General features: G+C 66.4%; 12 protein-coding genes. 5 read left to right on the top strand and 7 right to left on the bottom strand.

The genetic code is table 11. The features are described from left to right. The first annotated feature begins 199 nt into the window (after positions 1-199). Both LY44_RS08240 and LY44_RS08235 read left to right on the top strand, forming a co-directional pair. Entirely contained in the window at positions 200-1,693 is a 1,494-nt protein-coding gene (locus LY44_RS08240) for an alkaline phosphatase (RefSeq protein WP_055210512.1), read from the top strand. A gap of 69 nt (positions 1,694-1,762) precedes the next feature. Continuing rightward, a complete protein-coding gene (locus LY44_RS08235; RefSeq protein WP_055210514.1) occupies positions 1,763-2,188 on the top strand; it encodes a hypothetical protein in 426 nt (141 codons plus the stop codon). Between the two features lie 17 nt (positions 2,189-2,205). Here the strand turns inward: LY44_RS08235 and LY44_RS08230 are convergent, their stop codons facing one another. Genes LY44_RS08230 through LY44_RS08215 form a run of 4 tightly spaced genes read right to left on the bottom strand, consistent with a single transcriptional unit; the run spans position 2,206 to position 8,451 of the window. Next, positions 2,206-5,556, bottom strand: a complete 3,351-nt coding sequence (locus tag LY44_RS08230) for an error-prone DNA polymerase (protein WP_055210516.1) — start codon at positions 5,554-5,556, stop codon at positions 2,206-2,208. Further along, a complete protein-coding gene (locus LY44_RS08225; RefSeq protein WP_055210518.1) occupies positions 5,553-7,025 on the bottom strand; it encodes a Y-family DNA polymerase in 1,473 nt (490 codons plus the stop codon). The genes LY44_RS08230 and LY44_RS08225 overlap by 4 nt, the downstream gene beginning before the upstream one ends. Further along, on the bottom strand, positions 6,967-7,527 hold the full coding sequence (locus LY44_RS08220) for an ImuA family protein (RefSeq protein ID WP_055210520.1): 561 nt from the start codon (positions 7,525-7,527) through the stop codon (positions 6,967-6,969). Before LY44_RS08220 ends, LY44_RS08225 begins: the two co-directional genes overlap by 59 nt. 48 nt (positions 7,528-7,575) lie before the next feature. Continuing rightward, positions 7,576-8,451 (bottom strand): 3-hydroxybutyryl-CoA dehydrogenase, encoded by an 876-nt coding sequence (locus LY44_RS08215; RefSeq protein ID WP_055210522.1) that lies wholly within the window; start codon positions 8,449-8,451, stop codon positions 7,576-7,578. A 174-nt stretch (positions 8,452-8,625) separates the two neighbouring features. On the opposite strand from LY44_RS08215, the gene LY44_RS08210 reads away from it, so the two are divergent. Continuing rightward, positions 8,626-9,447 carry a DUF6473 family protein gene (locus LY44_RS08210; protein ID WP_055210524.1) on the top strand — a complete coding sequence of 274 codons (822 nt, stop codon included), beginning with the start codon at positions 8,626-8,628 and terminating at the stop codon, positions 9,445-9,447. A 65-nt stretch (positions 9,448-9,512) separates the two neighbouring features. Here the strand turns inward: LY44_RS08210 and LY44_RS08205 are convergent, their stop codons facing one another. The 3 genes from LY44_RS08205 to LY44_RS08195 all read right to left on the bottom strand — a co-directional run bounded on the left by LY44_RS08205 (position 9,513) and on the right by LY44_RS08195 (position 12,193). Then, entirely contained in the window at positions 9,513-10,439 is a 927-nt protein-coding gene (locus LY44_RS08205; RefSeq protein ID WP_055210525.1) for an electron transfer flavoprotein subunit alpha/FixB family protein, read from the bottom strand. Continuing rightward, on the bottom strand, positions 10,439-11,197 hold the full coding sequence (locus LY44_RS08200) for an electron transfer flavoprotein subunit beta/FixA family protein (protein ID WP_055210528.1): 759 nt from the start codon (positions 11,195-11,197) through the stop codon (positions 10,439-10,441). Before LY44_RS08200 ends, LY44_RS08205 begins: the two co-directional genes overlap by 1 nt. Positions 11,198-11,353: 156 nt before the next feature. Then, positions 11,354-12,193, bottom strand: coding sequence for an SDR family NAD(P)-dependent oxidoreductase (locus LY44_RS08195; RefSeq protein WP_055210585.1), 840 nt, complete (start codon positions 12,191-12,193; stop codon positions 11,354-11,356). 108 nt (positions 12,194-12,301) lie between these two features. Between LY44_RS08195 and parC the strand changes: the two genes are divergently transcribed. Further along, positions 12,302-14,560 (top strand): DNA topoisomerase IV subunit A, encoded by a 2,259-nt coding sequence (gene parC, locus LY44_RS08190; protein ID WP_055210586.1) that lies wholly within the window; start codon positions 12,302-12,304, stop codon positions 14,558-14,560. Positions 14,561-14,791: 231 nt separating this feature from the next. Further along, the coding region (locus LY44_RS08185; protein WP_146707221.1) for a GTP-binding protein at positions 14,792-15,188 on the top strand (397 nt) is incomplete at its 3' end.

Genomic DNA, 15,188 nt, shown 5'->3' with positions numbered 1-15,188 from the left:
CCTTAAGACGGCGGCAATGTAACAGTTTCATGTGGCCCGCGGGCCGTGCCGCCGGATTTCTGCGGTGGCAATGATATATCATAACGATTCCAGCGAGTTGCCGCGCAGAAAAATCCCTGCGCGGCGGGTGCTGTCGCAAATGTGTCGCGCGTCGTCCCTAGGTTGCGGCCCGAAACAGACACCAAAGCAGGGACATCCGATGACTCGTCTTCTTCTTTCCACCGCGCTTTGCCTTGCCACCTCGGTCGCCGCTTTGGCCGGGGATCTGCCGCAGGCGCAAAGCGACTGGTTCAAGGCCGGGCAGGCCACGATCGCCGAACGCATGACGGTGGCGCCGATCACCAAGCCTGCGAAGAACGTGATCCTGTTCACCGCCGACGGCAATGGCGTGGGCACGAACTATGCGATCCGTCTGTTCTCGGGCCAGCAGGCCGGGGGTCTGGGCGATGATTACGTGCAGCCGCAGGAAACCTTTCCGCATGTGGCGCTGGTGAAGACCTATTCCTCGAACGGCCAGACCCCGGATTCGGCGCCCACCGCGGCGGCGATGAATTCGGGGATCAAGACGAAGAACGGCATGATCAACGTGCTCGATACCGTCAATGTCGGCGATTGCGCCGCGGGGGCGACGGCGGGCACGAAGACCTTTGCCGAGATCGTGTCGGAGATGGGCAAATCGGTCGGCGTGCTCTCAACCGCGCGCATCACCCATGCCACGCCCGCCGCGGTCTATGCCCGCACCGTGAACCGCGATTGGGAAGATCCGTCGAAGATGCCCGAGGGCTGTGCGCAAAAGGACATCGCGGCGCAGCTGATCGACCAGATGAAAGCGGGGGTGATCGATGTTGCCATGGGCGGCGGGCGCGGCCATTTCCTGCCCAAGGATGTGAAGGATGTCGAGGGCAAGGACGGCAAGCGCACCGATGGTCGCGACCTGACCGAGGAAGCCAAGGCGCTTGGGGCGCAGGTGGTCTTCGGGCAGGACGACTTCACCGCGCTGAGCACGGGCGGCAATGCGCCGGTGCTCGGTCTCTTTGAATCGAGCCATATGAAATACGAGACCGACCGCACCGGCGAGCCCTCTCTGGCGGAAATGACCGAAGCCGCGATCAAGACGCTCTCGACGAACGAGAACGGCTTTTATCTGAACATCGAGGGCGGCCGGGTCGACCATGCCAACCACGATGGCAACCTTTACCGCACCGTCACCGACGGCAAGGCCTTTGCCGATGCGATCGCCGTGGCGATGAAGATGACGAACCCGGAAGAGACGCTGATCATCGTCACCGCCGATCATGAACATGCGATCGCCTTCAACGGCTATTGCGGCCGCGGCTCGAACATCCTTGGCCTGTGCATGGAGGAAAACGAGCAGGGCGTGACCCATACCGGCAAGCCGAACCTTGCCGATGACGGCAAGCCCTTCACCGTGGCGGGCTATCTGAACGGCGTCGGCTCGGTTCTGGTCAAGCAGGCCGACGGCAGCTTCTCGGGCGCGCGGCCGGAGGTGACCGAGGATCAGGCGACCGACAAGGATTACATCCAGCAGGCGCTGGTGCCGATGGCGTCCGAAACCCATTCCGGCGAGGATGTGGCGGTTTATGCCCGCGGTCCCTGGGCGCATCTCTTCGGCGGCGTGATCGAGCAGAACGTGATCTTCCACGTGATGAACCACGCCGTGAAGCCCGAGTGATCCGCCGATCAAGCTTGCAGGCCCCGGGGTTCCGGGGCCTGTTTCCGTTTCCGTCTCAGGGGATTGCCGATGCACCGCCGCCAGTTTCTTGCCCTTGCCCCCGCGCTGATCCTGGCCCCGGCCTTGCCGCTGCGGGCCGAAGACCCGATCCGTCTGCGCGATCTTTACAACAAGGATCTGAGCTATTCCGATCTGGCGCTGGCGCGGCAGGGCCAGCGTTTGGCGGTGCAGGGCTTCATGGCGCCGCCGCTGAAGGCGAATTCGGTCTTCTTCGTGCTGACGAACCGGCCGATGGCGGTCTGTCCGTTCTGCGAACCCGGCATGCCCTGGCCCGATGACATTCTGGCCGTCTATGCGCGCCGGATCGTCGAGGTGGAACCCTTCAACCTGCCGATCCTTGTCGAGGGGCGGCTGGAGCTGGGCGATGCCACCGACCCGGAGCTGGGCTTTTATTCCAAGGTCCGCCTGCGCGAGGCGACGTTCCGGCGCGCCTGACCGGCCGCCAAGGCGGGTCAGTGGAAATCCCGGCTGGGAAAGAGCCGCTTGGCCTGTTCGCGCGGATGCTGCGCCCGGGGTGGCTGGCGGGCGGGCCGGGACCCGGATCTGGGGGCATCGTCGGCCTCGGGACGGGTCTGGCCGATGGCGCCGTCAAGCGGGTGGCCAAGGTCCGAAAGCCGCGGCGACAGATCCTCGATCCGTTCGGCGATCAGATGCACCACGATCCCCTCGCGCTCCAGACGCCCGGTGACACGCAAGAGCCGCCCGCCCATGACAGCACGGCGGAAACGCTCGTAAACCTTTGGCCAGACCACGATATTCGCGACGCCGGTTTCATCTTCAAGGGTCAGGAAAATGACCCCCGAGGCGGTGCCGGGGCGCTGGCGGGTGATCACCAGACCGCAAACGGAGCTGCGCCCCAGCGGCGCCGTCACTAGCCGGTCGTGACAGGTCAGACCGGGCAGGCCGGGGCGCATGAGCTCCATCGGATGGGCGCGCAGGGTCAGCCGCAGGGCGATGTAATCCTCGACCACCTCCTCGCCCAGATGCATCGGCGGCAGGGTCACGGCGGGCTCGATCCCGCCCTCGCCATCCAGCGGATTGGCGAACAAAGGCAAGGGCTTCGGCGCCCGGATCGCGCGCACCGCCCAAAGCGCATCGCGCCGCGTCAGGCCAAGACCCGCAAAGGCATCCGCCTCGGCCAGCCGTTCCAGCACGGCGGGCAACAGCCCCGCGCGCAGCCACAGGCTTTCGACATCCGGGTAGCCATTGCCGCGCGCGGCGACGATCCAGCCCGCATCCTCGGCGCGAAAGCCCCTGATCTGCCGAAAGCCCAGCCGCAGCGCCAGCCGCCCGTCGGCCCGCCGCTCCAGCGCATTGTCCCAGTCGGAACGGTTCACGCAGATCGGCCGCACCTCGACCCCATGCTCGCGCAGATCGCGCACGATCTGCGCCGGGGCGTAAAAGCCCATCGGCTGGGAATTGAGCAAAGCGCAGGCGAAGATCTCGGGGTGGTGGCATTTCAGCCAGGAGGAGACATAGGTCAGCATCGCGAAGGCCGCGGCATGGCTTTCGGGGAAACCGTAATCGGCAAAACCCTCGATCTGGGCGAAACAGGCTTCGGCCACGGCCGGGGGATAGCCGCGCTCGGTCATGCCGGAGACGAAGCGGTCGCGATGCGCGCCGATCGTGCCCATGCGCCGAAACGAGGCGAGCGAGCGGCGCAGCTGATCGGCCTCTTCGGCGCTGTAGCCCGCGCCGACGACGGCAATCTGCATCGCCTGTTCCTGAAAGAGCGGCACGCCGAGCGTTTTCGCCGTCACTGCAGCGAGCGCAGGGCCAAAGGGTTCCGGCGCCTCCAGCCCCTGACGGCGACGGATATAGGGCTTGACCATGCCGCCCTGAATTGGCCCCGGTCGGACGATCGCCACCTCGATCACCAGATCGTAGAAAGTCGCGGGTTTCATGCGGGGCAGGAAATTCATCTGCGCCCGGCTTTCGACCTGAAACACCCCCACCGCATCGGCGCGCGTCAGCATCGCATAGGTGGCCGGGTCTTCCTGGGGCACCTTGGCCAGATCCAGCCGCAGCCCCTTGTGGCGTTCCAGCAGATCGAAGCTTTTGCGCAGGCAGGTCAGCATCCCAAGGCTGAGCACATCGACCTTGAGGATGCCGAGCGCGTCGATGTCGTCCTTGTCCCATTCGATGCAGGTGCGCCCCTCCATCGCGGCGTTTTCGATCGGGCAAAGCGCGTCGAGCCGCCCGCGGGTGATGACGAAACCGCCGACATGTTGGCTCAGATGGCGCGGAAAGCCGATGATTTCGGAAATCAGCCGGATCGTCAGCGAAAGCCGCCGGTCTTCGGGATTGAGGCCGATCTCGCGCAGCCGGGCCGGATCGGCGCCGCGGTTCGACATGCCCCAGATCTGCCCCGCAAGCGCCGCCGTCACATCGGCCGAAAGCCCCATCACCTTGCCCACCTCGCGGATCGCGGCGCGGGTGCGGAAATGGATCACCGTGGCGCAAAGCCCGGCGCGGTCGCGGCCGTATTTCTCATAGATCCACTGGATCACTTCCTCGCGGCGTTCATGTTCGAAATCGACGTCGATATCGGGCGGCTCGCCGCGATGGCGCGAGATGAACCGCTCGAACACCATGCCGATCATGTCGGGGGAAACATCCGTGATCCCCAGCAGATAGCACAGGATGGAATTGGCGGCCGAGCCGCGGCCCTGACAGAGGATGCCGCGCGCGCGGGCGAATTGCACGATGTCCTGCACGGTCAGGAAATAGGGCGCATAGCCGAGGTCCCCGACCAGCGCGAGTTCCTTGGCCAAGAGCTGATGCACCCGCTCGGACGCGCCCTGCGGATAGCGCCGGGCCAACCCCTCATGCGCCAGCCGTTCCAGCCGGGCCTGCGGCGGTTCCGTGTCGTCCTCGCCGGGGTAATCGTAGCTGAGTTCCGCAAGGTCAAAGGCGCAGCGCGCGGCAATCTCCAGCGTGCGGCGGATCGCGGCCGGGTGGTGACGAAAGAGCCGCGCCATCTCGGCCGCGCCTTTCAGGCGGCGCTCGGCATTGGGGAGCGCCCGGGTGCCGATGGCGTCGATCGTCACCCCCTCGCGCAGGCAGGTCAGCACATCGGCCAGCGGGCGGCGGGCCGCGCGGTGCATCAGCACATCGCCCACCGCCACCATCGGCGTCGAGGCCCGCAGGGCCAGATCGGCACAGCCGCGAAACCAGGCCTGATCGGTGCCGTCATAGCGCGGCGCGGCACCCAGAAAGACATGGCCGGGAAACTGCCGCTGCAGCCGTTGCAAGGGCGCCAGCGCGGCGGTCAGGTCGGGCGGCGGGAGGGCGATCAGGATCAGCCCGGCCCCGCCCGCGGCCAGATCGTCAAGGCTTAGGGCGCAGTCGCCCTTGCCCGCCCGGCGCTTGCCAAGGGTGAGCAGTTGCGAGAGTCGCTCATAAGCCCGCCGGTCGGTGGGCAGGGCCAGAAAGTCCGTCGCGCAATCGCGCAGGGCAAGCCGCGTGCCGATGATCAGCCGCGGCAGATCCGGGGTTTCGGGCCGGGGCAGCGGCGCGGCGGGGCCGAGGCTTTGCCGCGAGGACGGATCGGTTTGGCTGGCCGAGCGGATGCGCAAAGCCTCGGTCTCCTGCCGCAGGGTCTTCAGCGCCGAAAACGCCCGCACCACCCCGGCCAGCGAATTGCGGTCGGTGATCGCGATGGCCGCCAGCCCCAGTTCGGCGGCGCGCGCCACCAGTTCCTCGGGGTGCGAGGCGCCGGTGAGGAAGGTGAAATTCGAGGTCACGCAAAGCTCGGCATAAGCGGCGGGATCTTGCGTATTTGGACCAGGAAAAACGCTCATGCGAATTCGCCCTGTACGAACCAGCCGGGGTTTTGCGGCGTGAAGAAGAGCCAGAGCCTGCGGCCCTCGGCGGTCTCCACCCGCCAGTAATCGCGCAGCCCGTGCCGCCAGCTTTCGTCTTCCAGCCACCATTCCGGGGTGATCCGTTCCGGCCCGGTGGCGCGGGCGGTGCTGAGCGGCATGGCCCGCCAGCGGAACCTTGCGGGCGGGGTGGCGCCGGTCGCGGTGATCGGCTCGGGCGGAAAGAGCCGCAGGGGGCGCGGGCGGGGGGCGTGAAACCCGCCTTGCGCGGGGCTGAAGGCGGCGGGGGCAAGCAGGAAGCCGCGTTCGGGGATGTGACTTTCGGCGGGCAGGAAGCGGTGGATGTTCTCAAGCCCGATCCGGGTGCCCAGCCTTGTGAGCAGATCAGCCAGCCGGTCGGGGCTGGCGGCCGGGGTCGTGCCCAGCTGCGCGGGGGCGAGCGGTTCGACCCGGGTGGCCTCGAGCCGCAGCTGGTCGATGCCGAAGCCCGCATCGACCCCGGCCAGACCGCGGGCGAAAAGCGGCAGGATCCGGGCCGGGTCGCGCATCGGCGCGGCCAGACGCAATTCGACCTGCTGGCTGGCCTGATCGACGCGGCGCAGGGTCAGGACAAGCTGCCGGGCTCCGGCCTGATGCGCGGCGAGCTTGTCGCAAAGCGGCTCCAGCAGCCGGGTCAGCCCGGCCATCACGTCGCTTTCCAGCCCGATCGGCTCGGGCAGGGTCATCCGGGTGGCGAATCGCGGCGGCTTGGTCGCGGGGGTGACGGGTTCGGGGCTGTGACCCAGCGCCTGATCGAGCCGGGTCAGCAGATCGGGGCCGAAGCGGCGGGCCAGCGGCGCGCGCGGGCTGGCGGCCAGATCGCCGATGCGGCGCAGCCCCAGCCGCTGCAGCCCGGTCACCGTGTCGGGGTCCAGCCGCAGCGCCGCGACGGGCAGGGCGAGCAGATCGGGTTCGGGCGCTTCGGCGGGTTGATCGCCGAAATGCGCCCGCGCCCAGGCGGCGCCGCGGCTCGACCCGCGGCCAAGTTGCGCCGTCAGCCCCGCCCGTTCCAGCCGCGCCCGGATGTCGGCGCACATCGCCCCCTCGCCGCCCCACAGATGCGCCGCGCCGGTGACATCGAGCACCAGACCGTCGGCGCCCTCCAGCCCGACCCAGGGGCAATAGCGTTCCGCCCAGCGTCGCAGCCCGGCCAGAAACCGGGCGTCAAGATCGGGACGGGCCGGGCGGCTGACCAGCCCGGGGCAGAAGCTGCGGGCATCCGCCATCCGCATGCCGCGAAAAAGACCGGCGACCTCGGCCGCGGCGTTCAGGCAAAAGAGCGTTTCGGCATTGCCCAGCCGTTGCACCAGCGCGAAGGGTCCCTCGACCGGGCAGGCGCGCAGGGCCCGGTCAGTCGCCAGCCGGGGAAACCAGATCGAGACGATGCGCCTTTGCGTTCCAGCAAACATTCCACGCGCCCAATGTTCCCATTTTGTTCTTTATAATTTCCCACCGCATCGGAGTCGAGTCCGTGCCCGCGGCATCAAAGATCGGCGTGGCCCGCCAGCGCGTTTCGGCGGCGTTCGAGCCCATGCCTTCGGGGATCAGGCACAGCCCCGTCGTGGCCCCGGCCCCCGCGGCCAATTGCAGCCGCCGCCCCTCGCGCAGATCGAGCGGGCGGGTGATTTCCAGCACGACAAGCGCAAGGCTGCCGTCTTTCAGCGCCTCCTCGGCCAAGGCCAGACTGTCGATCTGGTTTGGCGGGCGCGCCAGAAGCACCCGGGCGGGATCAAGAAAGGGCAAAAGCCCCAAGGGGTTGAGGGTCTCGGTCAGCCAGGCCTCGCGCAGCCAGAGCACCGGGCCTTGCAGGCTGGCTGCGGCGCAGGCGGCGAAGACGGCGGCGGAGGGGCCGCAGACCTCATGGACGCGGCCCGGACGCAGCGGGAAACAGGGAAGATCAGCGCAGGACATGCGGGCAGGGTAACGCGAAACCCCGCCCTTTCCAACCGGGGCCGCGGCCTAGCGCGTTGGCACCGGGGTTTCGCCGCGATAGTCGTAAAAGCCGCGGCCGGTCTTGCGCCCGAGCCATCCGGCCTCGACATATTTCGTCAGCAGCGGGCAGGGCCGGTATTTCGTGTCGGCCAGCCCGTCATACAGCACGTTCATGATCGCGAGGCAGGTATCCAGCCCGATGAAATCGGCCAGTTCCAGCGGCCCCATCGGATGGTTCGCGCCCAGCTTCATCGCCATGTCGATCGACTGCACGTTGCCCACGCCTTCATAAAGCGTATAGACCGCCTCGTTGATCATCGGGATCAGGATGCGGTTGACGATGAAGGCCGGGAAATCCTCGGCCGAGGCGGGGGTCTTGCCCAGCCGCTCGATCACGCCCAGAAGCGTGCGGTAGGTTTCCTCTCCGGTGGCGATGCCGCGGATCAGTTCGACCAGCTGCATCACCGGCACCGGGTTCATGAAATGCACGCCGATGAATTTCTCCGGCCGGTCCGTGCGCGAGGCCAGCCGGGTGATCGAGATCGACGAAGTGTTGGTGGCCAGAATCGTTTCCGGTTTCAGATGCGGCAGCAAGCTGTCGAAGATCGCCTGCTTGACCGTCTCGCGTTCCGTCGCCGCCTCGATGATCAGGTCGGTCTGGCCCAGATCGGCAATCGTCAGCGTCGTGCGGATCCGCCCCAGCGCCGCCGCGCGCTCCTCGAGGGAGATCTTGCCCCGGTGCACCTGCCGGTCGAGGTTCTTGCCGATCATCCCGAGGGCCCGGTCGAGGCTTTCGGGGGCCACGTCGTTGAGCAGCACGTCATAGCCCGAGAGCGCAAAGACATGGGCGATGCCGTTGCCCATCTGTCCGGCGCCCACGACACCCACGGTCAAGATCGTCATTTCTGGTCCTTTGTTCGACTTCGTGCAAGTCTAAGCCCGGTGCTGCACCGCGGCAAGCGCGAATGCCCCGGAAGCGGACATAACCCGATTGTGTCAATTTTCTCTTTAGCTCTTTGGCAAGGCTTTCCGGTCCATTCTTCCTGCGGGTGAGTCGAAATACACAAGGTGGGATGAATGGCCTTCGAATACACGGGCAGCGGTGCCCTTGATTATTTTCCATGCCGATATGGCAAGTCGAAGCTTCTGTTCCGGGGTCCCCGGCGTGATCTGACCAGGCCTTTCGTCGCGGCGATGGGGGGAAGCGAGACCTATGGCAAGTTCGTGGCCGAGCCCTGGCCGGTGCTGCTGGAAGACCGGCTGGAATTCCCGGTGGTGAATTTCGGCTATCTGAATGCCGGGATCGACGTGTTCCACAGCGAGCCGCAGCTGCCCGAGGCGACGAAATCGACCACGCTCTCGATCATCCAGCTGCTGGGCGCGCCGAACATGTCGAACCGCTTTTATGCGGTGCATCCGCGTCGCAACGACCGCTTTCTGCGTGCCTCCAACCTGATGCGGGCGGTGTTCAACGATGTCGATTTCACCGAATTCAACTTTACCCGCCACATGCTGAGCACGCTGCAGGCCTATGCGCCGGACCGGTTCGACACGCTGGTGACCGAGTTGCGCGTGGCCTGGGTGGCGCGGATGCGCGGGCTTCTGGAACGGGTGCCGGGGCCGAAGCTTTTGTTGTGGCTGGGCGATTACCGCGATCCGCTGAGTTCCGATCCGCTGGGCGCCGAGCCGCTTCTGGTGACCCAGGCGATGGTCGACGAGATCGCGCCGCTGGCGCAGGGGCTGGTCAAGGTGCAGCCTTCGACGACCTCGCGTTCCACCGGCACGGTGGGGATGCATTTCGGTTTGATGGAGGAGCCCGCGGCGCAGACGATGCCGGGGCCGCTCGTGCATCAGGAAATCGCCGAAGCCTTGGCGCCCGCGGTGCGGAAGTTCCTGTAAACCTGCCGTGACGGCAAGGAAAAAGCCCCGCCACTGGCGGGGCTTTCTGTTGCGTGTCGCCCGGATCAGAGCTTTTCGGCCAGTTCCGGCACGGCGGTGAAAAGATCGGCGACCAGACCGAAATCGGCGACCTGGAAGATCGGCGCCTCTTCGTCCTTGTTGATCGCGACGATGATTTTGCTGTCCTTCATCCCGGCCAGGTGCTGGATCGCGCCCGAGATGCCGACGGCGACATAAAGCTCGGGGGCGACGACCTTGCCGGTCTGACCCACCTGCCAGTCGTTCGGCGCAAAGCCGCTGTCCACGGCGGCGCGCGAGGCGCCGACGGCGGCACCAAGCTTGTCGGCCAGCTTCTCGATCAGCGCGAAATCGGCCTCGCTGCCGACGCCGCGACCGCCCGAGACGACGATCTTCGCCGAGGTCAGCTCCGGCCGGTCCGAGGCGGCGACCTTGTCTTCGACCCAGGTCGAAAGGCCCGCGGCGGTCTCGCCCGAGATCGTCTCGACCGCGGCCGCGCCGGTGGCGGCGACGGCGCCGAAGGTCGCGGTGCGGACGGTGAAGACCTTGATCTTGTCGGAGGATTTCACCGTCTGGATCGCGTTGCCCGCATAGATCGGACGCTCGAAGGTGTCGGCATCGACCACGGCGGTGATGTCGGTGATCATCATCACGTCAAGAAGGGCGGCGACGCGCGGCAGCACGTTCTTCGCCGCGGCGGTCGAGGCGGCGGCGACATGGGCATAGCCCGGGGCCAGACCGACGATCAGCGCGGCGGTGGCTTCGGCCATGCCGTGGCTGTAGTCAGTCGCACCGGCCAGCAGCACTTTCGACACGCCGTCAAGCTTCGCGGCCTCGGCGGCGGCAGCTTCCGCGCCAGCCCCGGCGACCAGCACATGCACCTCGCCCAGCGATTTCACGGCCGAAAGGGTTTTCGCAACGGAATCGGTGGCCAGTTGACCGCCGTTCACATCAGCAAGCAGAAGAACAGCCATCAGATCACCCCCGCGTCCTTGAGTTTGCCGATCAGCTCGTCGACCGAGCCGACCTTGATCCCGGCGGCCCGGCCCGCCGGTTCCGCGGTCTTCACCACGGTCAGGCGCGGCGAGACATCGACGCCGTAATCGGCGGCGGTCTTCTCGGCCAGTTCCTTTTTCTTCGCCTTCATGATGTTGGGCAGCGAGGCATAGCGCGGCTCGTTCAACCGCAGATCGGCGGTGATCACGGCCGGAAGCTTGACCTCGATCGTTTGCAGACCGCCATCGACTTCGCGCGTCACCTTGGCGGCATCGCCCGCGATTTCCACCGCCGAGGCGAAGGACGCCTGCGCCCAGCCCAGAAGTGCCGCGACCATCTGGCCGGTCGCGTTCATGTCATTGTCGATCGCCTGCTTGCCGGTGATGATCAGGCCCGGCTGTTCCTCGGCGGCGACCTTGGCGATGATTTTCGCGACGGCGAGCGGCTCGATGTCGGTATGCACGTCCTCGGCGGCAACGACGAGGATGGCGCGATCCGCCCCCATCGCCAGCGCCGTGCGCAGGGTTTCCTGCGCCTGTTTCACGCCCACGGAGACGACGACGATCTCGGTTGCAGCACCTTTTTCCTTCAGCCGGATCGCCTCTTCGACGGCGATCTCGTCGAAGGGGTTCATCGACATTTTCACGTTCGCAAGATCGACCCCGCTGCCATCCGCCTTCACACGGACTTTCACGTTGTAGTCGATCACGCGCTTCACAGGCACGAGGACCTTCATCGGCGGTGTCTCCCTAGGTTTCGAAGGCGCCCCCGGGGGGGGCGGATTCTTGCATCGGAAATTTTGTTACAATGCGACCGCAGCAAAAGACAGATGAAAAACGACGCCGGATGGTGTCGCTACGTCACGTCGCGAAGACAGTTGGGCGAAATCGACTCAGGCCTTGGAAAACATCCAGTCCTGCGCCCGCAGCGGCAGAATCCGTCGCGCGATCGCGGCCAGCCAGGTCGCCTTCGTCACATAGTAATGCGACTTCGGTTTCGGGTCGGTCAGGGCGCGCAGGATCTGGTCGGTCACCGCCGAACAGGGCAGCTCGAACATGTCGGGCTTGCCCGAGGGAGAGTAGAGCCGCTTCAGAAGCGAGGTTTCATATTGGTCGCGCCGGGCCGAGGCCTTCCAGTCGATCCATTTCTCGAAATGCGGGATCGAGTTGACCCGGATCTTCGTCGGGATCGGGCCGGGGTTGAGCGTGATGATGTGAATGCCCGTGTCGCGCATCTCGCGGCGCAGCACCTCTGTCAGACCTTCCAGCGCGAATTTGGTGGCGACATAGGCGCCGCGCCAGCGGATACCCACCAGCCCAAGAACCGAGGAACATTGGATGATCCGCCCCTCGCCATTGTCACCATGGGCCCGCATCACCTTGATCGCGCGGATCGTCAGGTCATGCAGGCCGAAAAGGTTGGTTTCGAAGATTTCGCGAAGCGCGCCCGGCGGCAGATCCTCGGCCGCGCCGGGGCAGCCATAGGCCGCGTTGTTGTAAAGCGCGTCAAGCCGTCCGTTCGCCCGCGCCAAGGCCTCGTTGAAGCCCGCTTCGATCGAGGCGGGGTCGGAGAGATCGAGCGGAAAGGAGATCAGCCCCTCGGCGCGCAGCCGGGCGCAGTCTTCTTCGCGCCGACAGGTGGCCAGAACCTTCCAGCCCGCCTTTTGCAGCCCATGCGCCGCATCGTAGCCGATGCCCGAAGAGCAGCCGGTGATCAGGATCGTCTTCGCCATCGTCATCCCCCGTGTTTCGTTCCAGATAGGCGAAGCCCGCGCAGGCGACAACGGTTTTGGCCGGTGTTTCTGCTGGACCGGGGGCCGGTCCCGAATTACACCGCGACCATGAGCAGCGACGACGAAACCCCGACTTCCGCAACCCATGCCGAACCGCTTTCGCGGGCGATCGGCGAGCGTTACCTGACCTATGCGCTCTCGACGATCATGCACCGGGCGCTGCCCGATGCGCGCGACGGGCTGAAGCCGGTGCACCGGCGCATCCTTTATGCGATGCGGGAGTTGAAGCTGAGCTCGACCGGCGGTTTCCGCAAATCGGCAAAGATTTCGGGCGACGTGATGGGGAACTATCACCCGCATGGCGACGCCGCGATCTATGATGCGATGGCGCGGCTGGCGCAGGATTTCGCCATGCGCTACCCGCTGGTGAACGGGCAGGGCAACTACGGCAACATCGACGGCGATGGCCCGGCGGCAAGCCGCTATACCGAGGCGCGTCTGGCCGCGCCGGCCGAGGCGCTGCTGGAGGGTCTGGCCGAGGATTCGGTCGATTTCCGCCCGAACTATGATGGCACGCTGACCGAGCCGGTCGTGCTGCCCGCGGCCTTCCCGAACCTTCTGGCGAATGGCGCCAGCGGCATTGCCGTCGGCATGGCGACGAACGTGCCGCCGCACAACCTTGATGAACTCGTCGATGGCTGTCTGGCGATGATCGCCGAGCCCGAGATTGACGATGCCCGGCTGGTCGATCTGATTCCCGGGCCGGATTTCCCGACCGGCGGGGTGATTGTCGAACCCAAGGCGAATATCCTTGAGGCCTACCGCACCGGGCGCGGCGCGTTCCGGCTGCGGGCGCGCTGGGCGCTGGAGGATCTGGGCCGGGGGCAGTGGCAGATCGTCGTCACCGAGATCCCCTATCAGGTGCAAAAGGCCAAGCTGATCGAGCGGCTGGCCGAGCTGATCGAGACGAAGAAGGTCCCCGCGCTGGCCGATGTGCGGGATGAAAGCGCCGAGGATGTGCGGATCGTGCTGGAACCGCGGGCGCGGACGGTGGAACCGGCGCAGCTGATGGGGATGCTGTTTCGCAACTCGGAACTTGAGGTGCGGTTCAGCCTGAACATGAACGTGCTGATCGACGGGCGGGTGCCCAAGGTCTGCTCGCTGAAAGAGGTGCTGCGGGCGTTTCTGGACCATCGCCGCGAGGTGCTGTGTCGGCGGTCCCGCCACCGGCTGGAAAAGATCGCGAACCGGCTTGAGGTGCTCGAAGGCTATATCATCGCCTTTTTGAACCTGGACCGGGTGATCGAGATCATCCGCACCGAGGACGACCCGAAAGCGGCCTTGATGGCCGAGAACTGGGCGGCCGAGGCGGGGGCGGTGGTGCATCTGACCGAGGTGCAGGCCGAGGCGATCCTGAACATGCGGCTGCGCAGCCTGCGGCGGCTTGAGGAAATGGAGCTGCGCGCCGAGCGCGATGATCTGCTGAAGGAACGCGCGGGGCTGGAGGCGCTTCTGGCGTCCGAGGTCGCGCAATGGGCGCAGATTTCCTCGGAGCTGGAAGACCTGCGCAAGACCTGGGGCAAGGCCACCAAGGTCGGCGCGCGGCGGACCGATTTCGCCGAGGCCGGGGAGGTCGAGGAAGTGCCGATCGAGGCGATGATCGAGCGCGAGCCGATCACCGTGATCCTGTCGAAGATGGGCTGGATGCGGGCGATGAAGGGGCACCAGCCGCTCGATGCCGAGGTGAAGTTCAAGGACGGCGACGGTCAGGCCTTTGCGCTCCATGCCGAGACGACGGACCGGATCGTGCTGATGGGCTCGAACGGGCGGGCCTGGACGCTTCTGGGCGCGAACCTGCCCGGCGGGCGTGGCATGGGCGAGCCGGTGCGGCTGATGCTGGAGATGCCGAACGAGGTCGAGGTGACCCATGTTCTGGTGCCCAAACCGGGCGAGAAATATCTGCTGGCTTCGTCCGAGGGGGACGGGTTCATCGCGCCCGCCGAGGAGCTGATCGCCTCGACCCGGACCGGCAAGCAGGTCTTGAACATGAGCGACGGCGTGCGCACGCGGGTGTGCCGGGTGGCTTCGGGCGATGCGGTGGCCTGTGTCGGCGAGAACCGCAAGCTTTTGGTTTTCCCGCTGGAGGAGCTGCCGGAGATGGCGCGGGGCAAGGGGGTTCGGCTGCAGAAGTTCAAGGATGGCGGGCTGTCGGATGCGATCACCTTCCGCCTGGAGGAGGGGCTGAGCTGGAAGGACCCGGCCGGGCGGACGCGGACCGAGGCGGATCTGTCGGAATGGCTGGGCAAGCGGGCGAGCGCCGGGCGGATGGCGCCGCGCGGCTTCCCGCGCGACAACCGCTTCCCCTGACGAGGTTTCGGGCGCTGTCGCGCCCGACCCGCGCGGTGGCTCCGCCCCCGCACCCCCGGCGTATTTTGCCAAGGAAAAGCAAGGCGGCCCCCGGACGTGTCGTTTCGGGGACGGGCGCCGCCATGTCCAGCGGCCTTGCGCGAAGCGGGCTTGATTTTTCCCCGTTTCGGCAATAGGGAACGCGCCATATTCACTGGGCCGACGGCGGCCCCCGAACCAGAGGCGCCCGAAATGGCAAAGGCAAAGTTTGAACGGAACAAGCCGCACGTGAACATCGGCACGATCGGCCACGTGGACCACGGCAAGACGACGCTGACGGCGGCGATCACGAAGTACTACGGCGAATTCCGCGCCTATGACCAGATCGACGGTGCGCCGGAAGAGCGGGCGCGCGGGATCACGATCTCGACGGCGCACGTGGAATACGAAACCGCGGCGCGTCACTATGCGCACGTGGACTGCCCCGGCCACGCCGACTATGTGAAGAACATGATCACCGGCGCGGCGCAGATGGACGGCGCGATCCTCGTTGTCGCCTCGTCGGACGGCCCGATGCCGCAAACGCGCGAGCACATCCTGCTCGGCCGTCAGGTGGGCATCCCCTACATGGTCGTCTACATGAACAAGG

This window comes from Rhodobacter capsulatus, assembly GCF_003254295.1.
Classification (GTDB): domain Bacteria; phylum Pseudomonadota; class Alphaproteobacteria; order Rhodobacterales; family Rhodobacteraceae; genus Rhodobacter; species Rhodobacter capsulatus.
The sequence above is the reverse complement of the archived record's forward strand: the minus strand, read 5'-3'. Positions and strand labels throughout refer to the sequence as shown.